The 17,332-nt window shown below is 72.1% G+C and carries 13 protein-coding genes; 10 read left to right on the forward strand and 3 right to left on the reverse strand.

The genetic code is table 11. The features are described from left to right. Window positions 1–13: 13 nt before the first annotated feature. The 5 genes from AC3EO4_RS05355 to AC3EO4_RS05375 are packed head-to-tail and all read left to right on the forward strand — an operon-like array spanning window position 14 to window position 5,185. Entirely contained in the window at window positions 14–823 is an 810-nt protein-coding gene (locus tag AC3EO4_RS05355; protein WP_488186330.1) for a class I SAM-dependent methyltransferase, read from the forward strand. Next, complete coding sequence (locus tag AC3EO4_RS05360) at window positions 820–1,701, forward strand: lysylphosphatidylglycerol synthase transmembrane domain-containing protein (protein WP_431894054.1); 882 nt, start codon at window positions 820–822, stop codon at window positions 1,699–1,701. The genes AC3EO4_RS05355 and AC3EO4_RS05360 overlap by 4 nt, the downstream gene beginning before the upstream one ends. Window positions 1,702–1,760: 59 nt before the next feature. Further along, a complete protein-coding gene (locus tag AC3EO4_RS05365) occupies window positions 1,761–2,873 on the forward strand; it encodes a glycosyltransferase family 4 protein (RefSeq protein WP_379571202.1) in 1,113 nt (370 codons plus the stop codon). Between the two features lie 32 nt (window positions 2,874–2,905). Beyond that, complete coding sequence (gene manB, locus AC3EO4_RS05370) at window positions 2,906–3,985, forward strand: mannose-1-phosphate guanylyltransferase (protein ID WP_431894056.1); 1,080 nt, start codon at window positions 2,906–2,908, stop codon at window positions 3,983–3,985. Window positions 3,986–3,994: 9 nt separating this feature from the next. Then, a complete protein-coding gene (locus tag AC3EO4_RS05375) occupies window positions 3,995–5,185 on the forward strand; it encodes a DNA-3-methyladenine glycosylase family protein (protein WP_431894058.1) in 1,191 nt (396 codons plus the stop codon). Here AC3EO4_RS05375 and AC3EO4_RS05380 read toward each other — a convergent pair. After that, window positions 5,151–5,288, reverse strand: a complete 138-nt coding sequence (locus AC3EO4_RS05380) for a hypothetical protein (protein ID WP_379571208.1) — start codon at window positions 5,286–5,288, stop codon at window positions 5,151–5,153. The two genes, AC3EO4_RS05375 and AC3EO4_RS05380, sit on opposite strands and share 35 nt — an antisense overlap. A 107-nt stretch (window positions 5,289–5,395) precedes the next feature. Here AC3EO4_RS05380 and AC3EO4_RS05385 point away from each other — a divergent pair, with 107 nt between their 5' ends. After that, window positions 5,396–8,074 (forward strand): bifunctional FO biosynthesis protein CofGH, encoded by a 2,679-nt coding sequence (locus AC3EO4_RS05385; protein WP_431894060.1) that lies wholly within the window; start codon window positions 5,396–5,398, stop codon window positions 8,072–8,074. Window positions 8,075–8,131: 57 nt separating this feature from the next. Here the strand turns inward: AC3EO4_RS05385 and AC3EO4_RS05390 are convergent, their stop codons facing one another. Both AC3EO4_RS05390 and cofD read right to left on the reverse strand, forming a co-directional pair. After that, window positions 8,132–9,406 (reverse strand): coenzyme F420-0:L-glutamate ligase, encoded by a 1,275-nt coding sequence (locus tag AC3EO4_RS05390; RefSeq protein WP_431894062.1) that lies wholly within the window; start codon window positions 9,404–9,406, stop codon window positions 8,132–8,134. After that, entirely contained in the window at window positions 9,403–10,341 is a 939-nt protein-coding gene (gene cofD / locus AC3EO4_RS05395; RefSeq protein ID WP_379571214.1) for a 2-phospho-L-lactate transferase, read from the reverse strand. The genes AC3EO4_RS05390 and cofD overlap by 4 nt, the downstream gene beginning before the upstream one ends. 195 nt (window positions 10,342–10,536) lie before the next feature. On the opposite strand from cofD, the gene AC3EO4_RS05400 reads away from it, so the two are divergent. The 4 genes from AC3EO4_RS05400 (at window position 10,537) to AC3EO4_RS05415 (ending at window position 17,316) form a co-directional block, all read left to right on the forward strand. Further along, window positions 10,537–12,519, forward strand: coding sequence for a hypothetical protein (locus tag AC3EO4_RS05400; RefSeq protein WP_488186331.1), 1,983 nt, complete (start codon window positions 10,537–10,539; stop codon window positions 12,517–12,519). Window positions 12,520–12,831: 312 nt separating this feature from the next. Next, a complete protein-coding gene (locus tag AC3EO4_RS05405; RefSeq protein ID WP_358137184.1) occupies window positions 12,832–13,095 on the forward strand; it encodes a WhiB family transcriptional regulator in 264 nt (87 codons plus the stop codon). A gap of 106 nt (window positions 13,096–13,201) precedes the next feature. Beyond that, a complete protein-coding gene (locus tag AC3EO4_RS05410; RefSeq protein WP_431894066.1) occupies window positions 13,202–15,997 on the forward strand; it encodes a glycosyltransferase in 2,796 nt (931 codons plus the stop codon). After that, window positions 15,997–17,316 (forward strand): DUF5719 family protein, encoded by a 1,320-nt coding sequence (locus AC3EO4_RS05415; RefSeq protein WP_431894068.1) that lies wholly within the window; start codon window positions 15,997–15,999, stop codon window positions 17,314–17,316. The genes AC3EO4_RS05410 and AC3EO4_RS05415 overlap by 1 nt, the downstream gene beginning before the upstream one ends. Window positions 17,317–17,332: the final 16 nt, after the last annotated feature.

Raw genomic sequence — 17,332 nt, forward strand, 5'->3', positions numbered from 1 at the left:
GGATGCGGGTGTGGTGAGGGAAAAGCAGCTGGAGTACTCCGAGTTCCAGTCGGCGATGCTCGACGAGGCGAAACGCCGGCGCAAGGCCGCGAAGATCATCGCGGTGCTGGAGCACTTCAACGGGCCGCTCGACGGGCTGACGGTCGGCGACGTCGGCTGCTCGGCTGGGTTCATCGCCGACGAGCTGGCGGGAGCGGGCGCCGGGCACACGCTGGGCATCGACATCGACGTGCCCGGCCTGCGCAAGGCCGCCGACAGGTTCGGCAAGCGGGTCGCGTTCATCTGCGGCGACGGCACCGCGCTGCCCTTCCCCGACGGCTCGCTCGACGTGCTGGTCTTCAACCACATCTACGAGCACGTCGTCGACCCCGACGCGGTCGTCGCCGAGATGCACCGGGTGCTGTCCGACGACGGCGTCCTCTATCTGGGGCTCGGCAACAAGCTCGGCATCATGGAGCCGCACTACAAGTTGCCGTTCCTGTCCTACCTGCCGCCGGCGCTCGCCGACCGCTACGTCCGGGCCTTCGGCAGGGCCGACCACTACTACGAGCGATACCGCACCAGGCGGGGGCTGCGGCGGATGACCCGCGCCTTCCACGTCTGGGACTACACCTTCCCCGTGCTGGCCACGCCCACGGCGTTCGCCGGAGGCGAGCTGTTCCCAGGAGCGCTGGGCAAGCTCGCCACGACCTTGCTGGCCAGGACGCCCCGTGCCGTGCTCAAGCTGATGCTTCCGCTGGTGCCCACCTACCTGTGGGTGGCGACCAAGCGGCCGCGCACCCCCGCGGGGGCCGCGCTCCCGCAGCCGCCGGAGCGCCTGTGAAGAAGGCGGTACGGCTCGGCTTCCTGCTGGTCGCGCTCGGGTTCGGCACCTGGGCCGTCGTCTCGCAGTGGGACGCCGTCGCCGCCGGATTCGCCAGGCTGACCTGGCCGATGGTGGCGGGCTCGCTCGTCTCCGTGGTCGCCGCCCTGCTGGCCGCCATGCTGACCTGGCGCACCCTGCTGGCCGACCTGGGCTCCCCGCTGCGGCTCAGGCCTGCGGCGAAGGTGTTCTTCGTCGGCCAGCTCGGCAAGTACATCCCCGGCGCGGTCTGGCCGATGCTGGCCCAGATGGAGATGGGCAAGGACCTCGGCGTGCCGCGCTCGCGCAGCGCGGCCGCGTTCTTCCTGATGATGCCCATCCAGCTGGCCACCGGGCTGCTGGTCACGATGGTCACGCTCGGCTGGGACCGCTTCGGCTGGGCGCTGCTGCTCATCCCCGTGCTCGCCGTACTGCTGGAGCCCAAGGTGATCAACTCGTTGATCGGCTTCGGGCTGCGCAGACTCAAGCGCGAGCCGCTGGAGCGGCCGCTCACCCGCAGGGGCATGCTGACCGCGCTGGCGTGGGCGGTGCTCGGCTGGTGCGCCTACGGCGCGCACCTGTACCTGCTGGCCTCCGACATGGGCGCGTCGGGAGGGCTGCTCTACTCCGTCGGCGCGTTCGCGCTGACGTGGTGCCTGGGCATCATGACCTTCGTCGTGCCCGCGGGGGCGGGAGTGCGGGAGGCGGCGATGGTGGTGGTGATGTCGCCCGTGCTCGACCGGGGCTCGGCGATCGCGCTCGCCTTGTGCTCCCGCATCGTGATCATCCTCGGGGACCTGATCTGCGCCGCAGCGGCGGGCGCCGCGGCCAAGGCCGCCGTGGACCGCAATTCCGTGTGATTTACCCCACGCGGTCGTAGGGTTGAGGCAGGCGAAGGTCTTCAGGGGAGGGATCTTTCGTGATACCTCGAGTGCTCATCGACGCGGCCGCGGTGCCGGCCGACCGAGGCGCGCTGAACAGATATGTCGATGGGCTGGTCGGTGGACTCCACCGGGCGGGTGCCGACGTGAGCGTGGTGTGTCAACGGGCCGACGCCGAAAGGTACGGCAGGATCGCGCCGTCGGCTCGGGTGGTCCCGGGGCCCGTGGCCATCACCAACAGGTCGGCCAGGCTGGCGTGGGAGCAGACGGGCGTGCCGGTGATCGCCCGGCGGGTGGGCGCGCAGGTGATCCACGCGCCCTACTACTCGATCCCGCTGCGCTCGGGCCTGCCGACCGTGGTGACGGTGCACGACGTCACCTGGTTCGGCGAACCCGAGCAGCAGAACTCGGTCTTCTTCCGGTCGGCGATCCGCACCGACGTACGGCACGCCAACCGCGTGATCGTGCCGTCCAAGGCGACGCGGGACGAGCTGATCAGGCTGCTGACCGCCGACCCGACCAGGATCGACGTCGCCTACCACGGCGTCGACCATGCGATCTTCCACACGCCGAACGACGTGGAGGCCAGGCGGGTCGCCGACCGGCTGGCGCTGCACGGCCAGCAGTACGTCGCCTTCCTGGGGGCGCTGGAGCCGCGTAAGAACGTGCCGAACCTGATCAGGGGCTTCGCCAGGGCCGTCGAAGGGCTGCAGGATCCGCCCGCGCTGGTGCTCGGCGGCGGCATCCACGAGTTCGACGTCGACGCGGCGGTCAGCGAGGTGTCGGAGAGGGTGAAGGTGGTCAGGCCCGGCTACCTGCCCTATTCCGACCTGCCCGGCTTCCTGGGCGGCGCGCTGGTCGCGGCTTTCCCCTCCATGGGCGAAGGGTTCGGCCTGCCGGTCCTGGAGGCGATGGCGTGCGGGACACCGGTGCTCACCACGCGGCGCACCTCACTGCCCGAGGTGGGCGGTGACGCGGTCGCCTACACCGAGCCCGATCCCGACAGCATCGCGGTGGCGCTCGGGCAGTTGCTGGCCTCGCCCGAGCGGCGCGCGGAGCTGGCGGCGGCGGGCCTGGCGAGAGCGAAGGAATTCAGCTGGGACACCTCGGCGCAGGCACATCTGTTGTCCTATCAACGCGCGGTCGAATAGTTGGGTAACCTCACGGGGTGATGGAGAGCTCCTTGCCAGGTCTCGAGGCGATACTCCTGGTCGGAGGCCAGGGCACGCGCCTGCGCCCGCTGACGATCGGCACGCCGAAACCGTTGTTGCCGACAGCCGGGGTTCCGTTCCTGGCGCACCAGCTCGCCCAGGCGCGCTCGTTCGGAGTACGGCGGATCGTCTTCGCCACCTCCTACAAGGCCTCGATGTTCGAGCCGGTCTTCGGCGACGGGTCATCGATGGGTCTCGAGCTGGTCTACATGACCGAGGAGACGCCGCTCGGCACCGGTGGAGCGATCCGAAACGCGGCCCAGGCGCTGACCTGCGGCCCCGACGACCCGGTGCTGGTCCTCAACGGCGACATCCTGTCCGGGCACGACGTCGGCGATCAGGTGAGGCAGCACGTCTCCCGCGGGGCGGCGGTGACGCTGCACCTGACCGAGGTGGACGATCCTTCGAGGTTCGGCTGCGTGCCGACCGATGCCGACGGGCGGGTCACCGCGTTCCTGGAGAAGACCCCCCATCCCGTGACCAACCGCATCAACGCCGGGTGCTACGTCTTCACCCGCTCGGTGATCGACTCGATCCCGCCCGGGCAGGTCGTGTCGGTGGAGCGGCAGACCTTCCCCGGGCTGATCGACTCGGGAGCGCTGGTGCTCGGCTACGCCGACAGTAGCTACTGGCTCGACGTCGGCACCCCCGCCGCCTTCGTCAAGGGTTCGCGCGACCTGGTGCTCGGCCGGCTCGGCTCGCCGGCGTTGCCAGGGCCGACGGGCGAGTCGCTGACGCTCGACGGGGCGGTCGTGTCCTACGAGGCCGAGGTCACCGGCGGTTCGGTGATCGGGGCGCGGGCCGTGGTCGAGGCGGGCGCCTCGGTGAGCGGCAGCGTGCTCGGCGACGGGTGCGTGATCGAGAAGGGGGCGACCGTGGTCGACTCCCTGATCGGGCTCGGCGCGCGGATCGCCAAGGGCGCCGTGGTGCGCGACTCGGTGATCGGCGACGGCGCGACCGTGGGGCCTGGCAACGAACTGCAGGCGGGGGCGCGGGTCTGGCCCGGCGTGGTGCTGCCCGAGTGCGCGGTCCGCTTCTCCAGCGACGCGTAGCCTGCTGCCATGGACGGCCCCTCTCCAGCGATGGACCCGACGTCCGTAGACAGCCTGCCCGGGGAGGCGGCTCAGCCGGGCGAGGCCGTCCTTCCCGCCGAGAGGGTGGCGTTCCCCGCGGAGGGGCCACGGTCCTCGCTCGTACGGCCCGTCCGTTCGGCGGTCGCGCCCACCGGTGCGGTCGCGGGCTCCTTCGGCAGGCTCGCCGTTCCGCGTGAGACCTCGTCAGGGCCGGCGGCCGGTGCGGGGACGCGTCTCTCCGGCGGCGTCACCCGTGGCCCGGTGGGCCGGTCGGGGCAGGCGGGGCGAACGGTTCCGGCCGGTACTGCGGCCGTGATGGAGCGGCGGCTGGAGGTGCGGGGGGATCCCGGGCTGATCCTGGGCCCGCACCAGCACGGCGGTCACGACCCGACGTGGCAGCGGGCGGCCGACGGCACGATCTGGCGCACCTGCCGCACACCGGACGGCCCCGGCACCCTGCGCGTCACCAGGCGGGGCGGGCAGGCGTGGGGTCCAGGCGCGGCGTGGCTGCTCGAATCGCTTCCCTCCCTGCTGGGCGCGGACGACGACATCTCAGGCTTCGAGGTGCGTCACGAGGTGCTCCAGGGCTACGGCGTGCCCAGGATCGGGCGCACGGGCCGCGTGTTCGAGGCGCTCGTGCCTGCGGTGCTCGAGCAGAAGGTGGTCGGGCGTGAGGCGTGGCGCGCGTGGCGGTGGCTGCTGCGCAGGTACGGCACGCCCGCGCCGGGGCCCGCGCCCGAGGGCATGCGGGTGATGCCGGAGCCCGAGGTGTGGCGGCAGATCCCCGCCTGGGACTGGCACAGGGCCGGTGCGGAGGCCGTGCGCGCACAGACGATCGCGACCGCGGCTTGGCACGCGGACAAGCTCGAGGCCGCCGCCGACTCCGCCTCGCTCGATCGACTCCTGAGGGCGTTGCCCGGCATCGGAGTGTGGACGTCGGCGGAGGTGCGGCAGCGCTGCATGGGTGATCCCGACGCGGTGAGCGTCGGCGACTTCCATCTCGCCACGATCGTGGGTTGGGCGTTGACGGGGCGAAAGGCCGACGACGCCGAGATGATGCGGTTGCTGGAGCCGTACAGGGGGCATCGGCACAGGGCCTGCCTGCTGGTGGGGCTCACCGGGTTGCGGCCACCCGCGAGGGGGCCTAGGCAGTCCGCCCGGGACTACCGCTCCTTCTGAAAGGGAGCTTGCGCCAGTCCCTGCTGTCGCGCGTGTCGGTGCCGAAGAACGGGCCGGCGATGGCGAGGACGGCGATCAGGCTGATGATGAAGATCCAGGACATTGCGTGCTCCTTTGCTCACCTCCAATTATTGCCTGTACATGTATTTACGTCCATCGAGACTTTCTACGGACCACCCTTCAGCTTTGCTTAACGACTAATGTGCCGGTATGACCCAAGTCAGCGATTCCGCACTCCGTCGGGCGCTCGCCAGAGCCCGCGACGGGAAGGCCCTCGATCTCACCGAGGCCGCTGTGCTGCTCCAGGCCCGTGACGAGCATTTGGACACCCTCCTGGAGCACGCCTCACGGGTGCGTGACGCCAACGGCCGCAACGGCGTCATCACCTACAGCAAGAAGGTGTTCATCCCGCTGACCAGGCTGTGCAGGGACAGATGCGGCTACTGCACGTTCGCCACCGCGCCGGGCAGGCTGCCCGCCGCCTTCCTCAGCCCCGACGAGGTCCTGGAGATCGCCAGGCAGGGCGCGGCCATGGGGTGCAAGGAGGCGCTGTTCACGCTCGGTGACCGGCCTGAGGACCGCTGGCACCAGGCCCGCTCCTGGCTGGACGCCCACGGCTACGACGACACGCTCTCGTACGTGCGGGCGATGGCGATCAGGGTGCTGGAGGAGACGGGCCTGCTGCCCCACCTCAATCCCGGCGTCCTCTCGTGGCGCGACTTCCAGCGGCTCAAGCCCGTCGCCCCCTCGATGGGCATGATGCTGGAGACCACCTCCCGCCGCCTGTTCGAGGAGAAGGGCCAGCCGCACTACGGCTCCCCCGACAAGGACCCCGCGGTACGGCTGCGCGTGCTGGAGGACGCGGGCCGCTCGAACGTCCCCTTCACCACGGGCATCCTGATCGGCATCGGCGAGACCATCGAGGACAGAGCCGAGTCGATCTTCGCGATGCGGCGGGTGGCCAGGGAGTACGGCGGGATCCAGGAGGTCATCGTCCAGAACTTCCGTGCCAAGCAGGACACCGCGATGCGCGGGCTGCCCGACGCGTCCCTGCAGGAACTGGCCGCGACGATCGCGGTGACCAGACTGGTGCTCGGCCCGAAGACACACGTCCAGGCCCCGCCGAACCTGGTGGACGACGAGTACGCGCTGATGATCAGGGCGGGCATCGACGACTGGGGCGGGGTCTCGCCCCTCACCCCCGACCACGTCAACCCCGAGCGCCCCTGGCCGAACATCGAGGAACTGGCCGCCCGCACCGCCGCGGCCGGGTTCGAGCTGAGGGAGCGGCTGACCATCTATCCCGAGTACGTGCTGGCGGGCGAGCCGTGGCTCGACCCCAGGCTCTTCGCGCACGTGTCGGCGCTGGTGGACCCCGACACCGGGCTCGCCAGGCAGGACGCCCCGCTGGTGGGGCGGCCCTGGCAGGAGCCCGACGGCGGCTTCGCGGCCTCGGGACGCACCGACCTGCACGTCGAGGTGGACACCTCGGGGCGCACGAACGACCGGCGCGACGACTTCGACAACGTCTACGGTGACTGGGAAGCCCTCCGTGACCGGCTCCCCACGCCCGCGACCGCCGTCGGGCTCCAGGGTGACGGCTCCCCGCAGGAGGCGCCCGACTTCCCGGCGACGCCGACCTCCGCGGAGGCCGGCGGCTTCCCGGGCTCGGGAGCGTCCTCCTCTGAGGCGGCGCTCGGGCGCTCTCCTGGCGTCGGAGTCATGGGTGACGTGGCCGAGGCGCTCCGCCAGGCTGAGAAGGACCCCGCGAGCCTGACCGACGCGCAGGCCGTCGCCCTCCTCGGCGCGGACGGCGAGGCCCTGGAGGAGCTCGCCCGCCTGGCCGACCACCTCAGGCGCGAGGCCGTGGGCGACGATGTGACCTACGTCGTCAACCGCAACATCAACTTCACCAACGTCTGCTACACCGGGTGCAGGTTCTGCGCGTTCGCCCAGCGCAGGACGGACGCCGACGCCTACACCCTGTCCCTGGACCAGGTCGCCGACCGCGCGCAGGAGGGCTGGCAGGCGGGCGCCACCGAGGTGTGCATGCAGGGCGGCATCCACCCCGACCTGCCCGGCACCGCCTACTTCGACATCGCCCGCGCGGTGAAGGCCAGGACGCCGGGCATGCACGTGCACGCCTTCTCCCCGATGGAGGTCATCAACGGGGCGAGCCGTACGAACCTGTCCATCGAGGACTGGCTGACCGCGGCACGGGAGGCGGGTGTCGACTCCCTGCCCGGCACCGCGGCCGAGATCCTCGACGACGACGTCCGCTGGGTGCTGACCAAGGGGAAGCTGCCCACCAGGGAATGGATCGACGTCATCACCACCGCGCACCGCGTGGGCATCCCGACGACCTCGACCATGATGTACGGGCATGTCGACACGCACCTGCACTGGGTGCAGCACATCAAGCTGATCAGGAGCATCCAGGAGCGGACCGGCGGGTTCTCCGAGTTCGTGCTGCTGCCGTTCGTGCACCACAGCGCGCCCATCTACCTGGCCGGCATCGCCCGGCCCGGCCCGACCGCCCGCGAGAACCGCGCCGTCCACGCGCTGGCGCGGATCCTGCTGCACGGCGCGATCGGCAACATCCAGTGCTCGTGGGTCAAGCTGCGCGACGACCTGTGCCGCCAGGTGCTCACGGGCGGTGTCAACGACCTCGGCGGCACGCTCATGGAGGAGACGATCAGCCGCATGGCGGGCTCGGAGAACGGCTCCTACAAGACGATCACCGAGATCGCCGAGATGGTCGCCCCCACCGGGCGGCCGCTGCGCCAGCGCACCACCGAGTACGGCACGCCGTCGGCGGAGCGGCTGGCGGCCTCGGCGGCCAGCGACGGCGTCTGCCGGAGCGTCCGCCGCACACTGCCGGTCGTCTGACCGGACGGCCCGGGGCCCTGGTCCGTCCGGAACCAGGGCCCCGCCACGGCCGGACCGTCAGCGGGTGACGTAGAAGTCGGCCGCGTCGCGCGGGGCGCGGTCGCGCGGCGGCGCGGCGGCGTGCCCGATGGCGACGCAGCCCATCGGATCCCACGACTCGGGAAGGTCGAGCACCTCCCGCACCACGGGGCGGCAGAACATCGTGGACGACACCCACGCCGAGCCGAGCCCCTCCACCGCCAGCTGCACGAGGAAGTTCTCCACGCCCGCGCCCATCGCGACCACGAACATCTCCCGCTCGGCGGCGTTGCGCCTGTCGTCACGGTAGGTGTGGGAACCCTCCATCACCAGGCACGGCACGGCGAGGTAGGGCGCGTTGCGCAGGACGTCGCCGCGCCTGATCCGCTTGGCGATCGACTGCTCGGTGAACCCGTCGCCGCGCAGGTCGGCGATCCACGCCTCCCGCATCGCGTCGACCAGCCGCGACCGGGTCTCGGCCGACTCCACCAGGACGAAGCGCCACGGCGTCGTGTGGTGCGGCGCGGGGGCCGCGATGCCCGCCGCCACGGCTCGCCGTACCGCCTCGGGGTCGACGGGAGCGGCGGAGAACTCCCTGATCGTCCGGCGGGCGAAGACGACGTCACGGGAGCCGTAACGGAACAGGTCCTCGTCGGCGGGGCGGATGAGCGGGCGCACCCCGGGCCCGTCGTCGGCGGTCACCAGATGGGCGAGCCCGCGCACGATCGCCACGGGCACGCCCGCGAGCTTGCCCTTGACCAGCTCGGCCGCCGCGGCGATCTCGTCGATCAGCGCGGTGACGGTGGCGTTGAGCGGGTTGCCGTGGGTGTCGGTGCCACCCCTGAAGTCCTCGAGCGGACGCACGCCCGCCGCGCCGATGGCGACGTCGGTGAGTCCGTGACGCCACGGACGGCCGAAGGTGTCGGAGACGATCACGCCGACGCGTCCGCCGAGGGCGGCCCTGATCCGGCGGGCGGAGGCGTCGGAGTCCTCGGGCAGCAGCAGGACGGTGCCGGGCTCGGTGTTGGAGGCGTCGACGCCCGCCGCTGCCATGACGAAGCCGTGGCGCGTCTGGGAGATGACGGTGTCGCCGCGCCTGGCGACCACGCGGTCGGTCTCCTCCTCGATGGCCTCGGTGCGGTCGCTTCCCCGCCGCACGCGACCCTCGGCCTTGCTGACGATCTTGGAGGTGATGACGACGATGTCGCCGTCGCGCAGATCCTGCTCCTTCAGCAGCGCGGCGAGGTCGTCCCCCGGGCGGACCTCGCCGATGCCGTGGACGCCGAAGACCTGGATCGCGGTCGTCTCGGTCATCGGGACAGCTCCTGGGCCATGGTCAGGGCGGCGCGGGCGATGTCCGCGGCGGCGTCGGCGTCGTGCATGATCAGCGGGCGGGCCTCGACGCGTACGCCGTCGAGGGCGACCGACGCGTCCTCCTCGGCCACCAGCCAGCCGTCGATCAGGTCGGCGCCGTAGAGGGACAGCACCGCCTGCGCGCTGGTCTCCACGCCGATCGCCGTCAGGCAGGCGTCGGCCATGCCGCGGACGGGCGCGCCGCCGATGATGGGGGAGACGCCGACGACCGTCTTGGCGACCAGGGCGTCGCGGATGCCGGGGATCTGCAGGATGGTGCCGATGCTCACCACCGGGTTGGACGGGGGCAGGATCACCACGTCGGCCTCGTCGATGGCGTCGAGGACCCCCGGAGCGGGAGTGGCGGTGTCGGCGCCGATCAGCGCGATCGACTCCGCGGGGACGGAGGCGCGCAGCCGTACCCACCACTCCTGGAAGTGGACGGCGCGGCGGCCCTGGTCGTCGGTGATGACGACATGGGTCTCGCAGCGGTCGTCGCTCATCGGCAGCAGCCGCACACCCGGCTGCCAGCGCGCGCACAGGGCCTCGGTGATCTGGGAGAGCGGGTAGCCGGCCTCCAGCATCTGGGAGCGCACGATGTGGGTGGCGAAGTCGCGGTCGCCGAGCCCGAACCACTGCGGCTCGACGCCGTAGGCGGCCAGCTCCTCCTTGACGACGTGGCTCTCCTTCTCCCGCCCCCAGCCCTGCTCCTCGTTGATGCCGCCGCCGAGCGTGTACATGACGGTGTCGAGGTCGGGGCAGACCCGCAGGCCGAAGAGGGTGATGTCGTCACCGGTGTTGCCGATGACCGTGATCTCGGCGTCAGGGGCGGCGGCACGCAGGCCACGCAGGAAACGGGCGCCGCCGATGCCGCCGGCTAGGGACACGATACGCATGCCGTCAGTCTCGCATCCGGGTCTCGGCGACCTGTCCGGAGAGGCAGCGTTCCATGTCCATGTGTCACGAAATTTCGGTGTATAGGACCTGATCAGGGACTATTGGGATAGATGAGCTTGCTGGGACTCCCGCCACCAAAGTCAGCTATGTGGCAAACTCACCCCGGGTGGTAAGCCACCAGCTGGGGGTTAACAGTGAGCAAAATAGACGTCAGCCGGCTGAGAGAGCCGGCTGCATGGATCATGCTTGCCGTCGCGGCGGGGAACGTCCTCGTCGCGCTTTTGCAATTGCTGGTCGCGGAGTCGGGAGCGGTGACCTCTCTGCTGGTCAGGGCGCGCCTGGTCCAGGGCGACCTGACGAGCCCCGTGGCGGCCGCGCTGGCCGTCGGGGCCGTGGTGCTGGTCACCAAGCTGGGTGATCCCACGCCCAAGGCCAAGACGATCGCCTACGGCGCCGCGGGCACGCTCGCCGCCGGCGCGTTCTTCGGCGCCATCTCGCTGCTCCTGGGGCTCTTCTCCGGCATGGGCTTCATGAGCCTGCTGTCCTTCGTGCTCACCGGCGTGCCCACGCTGGCGCTCACCGGGATCGGGGTGGCCTACCTGCTGCCGCAGGTGCTGGCCGCGCGCCCGGCAGCCGCCTTCGGCGGGTACGGCCAGCAGCCGGGCTTCGGTCAGCAGCCCGGCTTCGGTCAGCAGCCAGGCGGCTTCGCCCAGCAGGGGTACGGCCAGCAGCCCCCCAGCCAGGCCCCCGGAGCGCAGGCCCCGGGCCAGCACGCGCCCGCGCAGCAGCCGCCCGCCCAGCAGTACGGCCAGCAGCCGCCGAGCCAGGCCCCGCAGTACGGCCAGCCCGCCGGTTACGCGCAGCAGCCCGCCTCCTCCGGCTACGGACAGCAGCCGCCCAGCTTCGGCGGCGCCCAGGGCTACGACCAGCAGGCCTACAACCAGGCCGCCCCCGCTCCGCAGCAGGCCCACCAGGACGCCTACCAGCCGCCGCAGCCCAAGCCGGAGCTGCCCGCCCTGCCGCCTGCGCCCACGCCGCAGCCCGAACCGCAGAACGTCTACGCGGCCGCCGCCGAGGCGCCGCACAACGTCTATGCGGCCGCCGCCGAGACGCCGCAGAACGTCTACGCGGCCGCCGCCGAGACGCCGCAGAACGTCTACGCGGCCCCCGCTGAGGCGCCGCAGAGCGCCTACGCACCGCCGGCCGAGACGCCGCAGAACCCGTACGCCCCGCCCGCGGAGGCTCCGCAGAGCGTCTACGCACCGCCCGCCGAGCCCCAGCAGAGCCCGTACGCGCCCGCGGAGAGCCCGTACGCGCCCGCGGAGGCCGCTCCGACCGCCTACGACACGCCGCCGGCCGCGTACGAAACCCCGCCGGCCGCGTACGAAACCCCGCCGGCCGCGTACGACACGCCGCAGGCCGCGTACGACACGCCGCACAACGCCTTCGCGCCGCCCGTGGAGACGCCGCAGCCCTCCTACGCGCCGGCCGAGACCCTCCAGAGCGCCTACGCCCCCGAGCCCCAGGCCTACCAGCCGGAGCCGAACCCCTACGCGCCGCAGGAGCCGAGCGGCTACACGCCGTCGGAGACGCTGCCGACCAACGGGTACGCGCAGCAGCAGGAGTACCAGCCCGCGCCCTACGTGCCCGCCGACAGCCTGCCCAACGCCTACACCCCCACGCACAGCGCGCCCAACGTCTACGAGCCACAGCCCTACCAGCCCGCCGACACCGCGCAGGGCGCGCCGTACCAGCAGCAGCCGGAGCCCCAGCAGCCCTACTACGAGCAGGCTCCCGCCTTCGAGCACCAGGGCGGCACCCCGTTCACCGGCTACTCGGGCCAGGAGTACGCCCAGCCGCAGCAGCCGCTCTACACCGAGCCCGATCCGCCCGTGGACCCGCGCTCGCAGCAGATGCTGCACGCCTACCAGCAGGCGGAGACGTACCAGCAGTCCACGGCGGGCACCCACCCGCAGCTGCACTTCGATCCCGCGCAGCCGTACCAGCAGCCGTACGACGACCCGTTCGGCCACCCACAGTCACCGCCCGCGGCCGGCTACCCGTCGCAGGCCTCGCCCGCCGAGTCGACGATCAGGTTCGACCAGGGCGCGTACCGCCCCGGTGACGACCCCATAGACCCGACGGCCATCTACACGCCGAACGATCCGCGCAGGTAAGAGATCGGTCATTACCGGATAGAGAGAAGGTGGGCCCTGGGCGGGCGTCAAGCCTGCCCTGGTACGGTTCCGACCGCTGACAGCGTTGAACAAGTCACGTCAAGGCCATGGATCCCGGTTTCACCCGGTCCTGAACAGCACATGGCAAGCACACCGGGGCGAGGTGGTCTTTCCCCGGATACCGGCATGCCGCTTGACGTCACCTACAGCACGCGCGTGTAATTACAGCCATGTTGTTACGCCTCCAGGGTGGGTATGTAAGGAGGCGTCCATGGGGGGCTCCATTGCGGGCGGGCGGCAGGGAGGTGTGCAGTGACCGAGTTGGTGGTCATCGCACAGGATCAGCTTGACGCTGAAGAACTCGGCTGGCAGGAGCGTGCGTTGTGCGCTCAGACTGACCCGGAAGCGTTCTTCCCGGAGAAGGGTGGCTCCACCAGAGAGGCCAAGAAGGTCTGCCGTTCCTGCGAGGTGCGGGCCGAGTGCCTGGAATACGCACTCGAGCACGACGAGCGGTTCGGCATCTGGGGTGGGCTGTCCGAGCGGGAACGCCGAAGGATCAAGAAGCAGGCCGTTTAACAAGATATCTCCAAGGGTCACGCGGCGGTTTCGGTGTCTGCCGCGTGACCCTTTTCACTGTTATGGTGTCCGGCGCTGATCATCCCCCCTGGTTGGAGCCGTGCCGATGTCCGCACCTGTCGTCACCGCGATCGTCGTCGCTCATGACGGCGCCCGCTGGTTGGGGGAGACGCTGCAGGCGGTCCTGCGGCAGAGCCGTCCGGCCGATCGGGTCGTCGGCGCGGACAACGGCAGCCGCGACGGCTCGGCCGAGCTGCTCGAGCACGCCCTCGGCCAGGGAAACGTGCTGCGTCTGCCCCGCTCGACCGGTTTCGGCGCCGCGGTCTCCGAGGTGCTCGGCAAGCTGAAGGCCGTGCCAGGGGAGTGGATCTGGCTGATCCACGACGACTGCGCCCCCGAGCCTCACGCGCTGCGCCACCTGCTGATGGCCGCCGAGCGCGACCCCGCGGCCGCCGTCCTCGGGCCCAAGCTGCGCGACTGGCTGGACCGCAGGCTGCTGCTGGAGGTCGGCGTCACCGTGGACCGCAGGGGCAGGCGCGACACGGGGCTCGAACCGCGCGAGTACGACCAGGGACAGCATGACGGCGACCGCGACGTGCTGGCGGTCTCGACGGCGGGCATGCTGGTCCGCCGCGACGTCTGGGAGGAGGTCGGCGGCGTCGACCACGCGCTCGCGCTCTTCCGTGACGACCTCGACCTGTGCTGGCGGGTGCGCAACGCGGGCCACAGGGTCGTCAACGTACGGCGGGCGGTCGCCTACCACGCCGAGGCGGCGGCGCGCAGGCGACGACGGATCACCGCGAGTGGCGACCACCCGAGGCGGCTGGACCGGCGCAACGCGATGTTCGTCGTCATGGCGAACCTGCCGTTCGCCGCGATGCTGAGGGCGCTCGCCCGCAACGTGGCCGGCTCCACGTTCAGGGTCCTGCTGTTCCTCGTGGCCAAGCAGCCGGCGAACGCGTGGGACGAGGTGGCGGCGGTCGGCTCGGTGGTGCTGCATCCGGGCCGCATGATCAGCGCGCGCCGCCGCCGCAGGAACGGCAGGAAGCAGGGCTACCCCGCGGTCAAGCGGCTGTTGACGCCGCCGGGCGCCGGCTACCGGCGCCTGCGCGACCTGGTGCAGGGCTTCCTGGCCGGTGAGGGGCCCGTGGAGTCCGCGGGCCGGCACCACGCCGTGGTGGCGCCCCCCAGCGAGGACGACGAGGTCATCCTCGACGACTCGGGCTTCCTCCGGCGCTTCCTCAGCCGTCCTGGCGTGCTGCTCACGCTGGCCCTGACCCTGGTCGCGCTGGCCGCCGAGCGGCACGTGCTCGGTTCCCTGGCGGGCGGCCCCTCGCTCGGCGGAGGGGCGCTGGTGCCGGTCGTCGGCGACGCCTCGGACTTGTGGCGCTTCTACCTGGAGGGATTCCACGACAGCGGGCTCGGCTCGACGGCGTGGGCACCGCCGTACGTCGCGGTCGTCGCCGCCCTTTCCTCGCTTCTCCTCGGAAAGACGTGGGTGGCGGTCGCCGTGCTGCTGCTCGGCTCGGTCCCGCTGGCGGGCGCCTCCGCCTACCTGGCCACCAGGAAGATGGTCCCCGCCGTGTCGGCGCGGATCTGGCTGGCCGCGACCTACGCGCTGCTGCCCGTCGCCACCGGCGCCGTCGCGGCCGGGCGGCTCGGCACGGCCGTCGTGTTCGTGCTGCTGCCCGTCTACGCGGGGCTCGGCGTCCAGCTGCTGTCGGCCGAGCCGCGGCGGGCACGGCGCGCGGGCTGGGGCCTCGGCCTGCTGCTGGCGGTCGGGACGGCGTTCGCGCCTCTCGTCTACGTGCTGCTGGCCGTGCTCGGCGTGCTCGCCATGATCGCTTTCGGCAGGGTGCGGCAGCTCGCCACGGCGCTGGTCGTCCCGCCGGTGCTCCTCTACCCGTGGCTGCGCGGCTTCGCCGACCACCCAGGCCTGCTCCTTCTTGAGGCGGGCCTGCACCGGCCTGAGCTCATCGACCCCGCGCTGCCGCCGCACTCCTTCCTCACCTTCAGCCCTGGCGGGCCTGGGCTGCCGCCGTTCTGGATCACCGCGGGCCTGATCGTGACCGCGCTGGCGGCGCTGCTGTTCCGCCGCCAGCGCATGATCGTCGCGATCGGCTGGGGCATCGCCGTGTACGGCGTGCTCGTCGCGATCCTGGTCAGCCGGATCACCGTGACCCCCGCGGCGGGGGGCGCCGCTGCGAGGGCCTGGCCCGGCATCCCGCTCGCGTTCGCCGCCACGGGGTTGCTCGTGCTGGTCGCGCTGACCGCGCACCGCCTGGCCGAGCTGCGCGCCGCGGGCGGCCTGCGCAGGCTGTGCGCCGTGGGCGTCGTCGCGCTCGCCTTCAGCACGCCGGTGCTGGGCGCCGCCTTCTGGATCGCGGACGGCACGCGCGGCCCGCTCAGCGGCTCGACGCCCGACCCCGTGCCGGCCATCGCGGGGGCGGGGTCGCCTGAGGGCCTGCGCACGCTGCTGCTGCGCGGCCACGAGTTCACGGTGCTGCACCGCCGTACCCCCTTGCTGGGAGAGGCGGAGCTGCCGGTGACGCAGGCGGCCCGCGAGCAGGTGGCCCGGGCGGCGGCAGGACTGGTCGCGGGGCGTGGCGGCGCCGACGCCGCCACGCTGGCGAAGCTCGGCATCGCCTACGTCGCCGTGTCCCATCCCACGGCGGAGATGACCAAGGCGCTCGACTCCCAGCCGCAGCTCGTCCACCTGAGCCTGAGCGAGACGGAAGGGCTCTGGCGGCTGGTCGAACCGCCCGCCCGGGTGGGACCGCCCGCCGACGATCCCCTGCGCGCGCCGATGCTGTGGGCGCAGGCCGTCCTCACGCTGCTGGCGCTCGTGCTGGCCGCTCCCGGTGCCCGTACGGCCGACCCTCTCGTCGTGGCGGTGGCGTGATGAAGAGATTCGTCGAGAACAGGTTCGGCCTGATGCTGCTGGTCCTGGTCGCGCTCGGCGCGCTGTACGGCGTCGCTTTCCTCACCAGGCCCGCGCCCACGCCGCCCCCGGCCAAGGCGCCGCAGAAGGTGGTCGTGGAGTCGGTCATGGCCGTGTGCCCCGCCCCGCGCGGCGCCGAGGTGTCGGTGCTCAGCGAGCCGGGGGCCGGGCAGGTGACCGTGGGCGGCAAGGCGGTGGCCGAGCCGTCGTGGCGATCGGCGATCAAGGGCGACGAACCCGTGGTCGTGACGGGCACGGGAGCCAGGGCGAGCGGGCTGGAGGCGTCGATCGGCACGCGCGTGACCAAGGGGCGCTCGCGCGGCCTCGCCGGCGTGCGGTGCACCGAGCCCGCGGGCAGCACCTGGCTCGTCGGGCCGGGCCCCTCGGCCGCCGACGTGGAGCTCCACCTGACCAACGCCGACGCCTCCCCCGCGCTGGCCGACGTGAACGTGTACTCGGCCGAGGGGCCGGTGATCGGTGACGCGGGGCGCGGCATCACGATCAAGCCAGGCGCGCACCTCGTCCTCGACCTCAAGACGATCGCTCCCTCCGCGACCGTGGCGGCCGTCGAGGTGACGACGATCAGCGGCAGGCTCGCCGTCGCCGCGCGAACGGAGCTGGACGCCGGCGGCGTCGACTGGCTGCCCGCGGCCCTGCCGCCCGCGACCAGGGTCGTGGTGCCCGGCATCCCGTCGGGGGAGGGGCGGCGCGAGCTGCTGGTGGCGGCGCCGGGAGCGGAGGACGCGCGGGTGCAGGTGCGTGCGGTGAGCACGGACGGCAGTTACGCGATGAAGGGGCGTGAAACGATCGACGTCCCGGCGGGGAGCGTCGCCGTCGCGGACCTGACCAAGGGGCTGGACGGGCACGCCGCCGCGCTGGTGCTGACGTCGGACGTGCCCGTGGTGGCGGGGATGGCGGTCTCGACGTCGGCGGACGTGGCGTTCACGGCGGGCACGCCCGCGCTGGACCTGGGCAGCGCGGCGGCCGGGGACCGCAGGGGGTCCTCGCTGGTGCTGAGCGCGGTGGGCGGGCCTGGGCGGGTGCGGGTGCGGACCACGCGGGAGACCACGACGGTGGACGTGCCCGCGGCGCGCACGAAGGTGGTGAAGGTGTCCGGCGGGGTGGTGGTGACACCGGTCTCGGGCGAGGTGTACGGCGGGCGCGTGACGAGGGAACGGGTGAAGGGCGGAGAACTGATCACCGTGAGCACGCTGTCGCCCGGGCGAACGTGGACGATGCTTCCGACGTTCACCGCCGACCCGGCTGTCATCCTCCCGTAACCGGCGGGTCCCGGCC

The sequence above is a fragment of the Nonomuraea sp. bgisy101 genome (assembly GCF_057708945.1).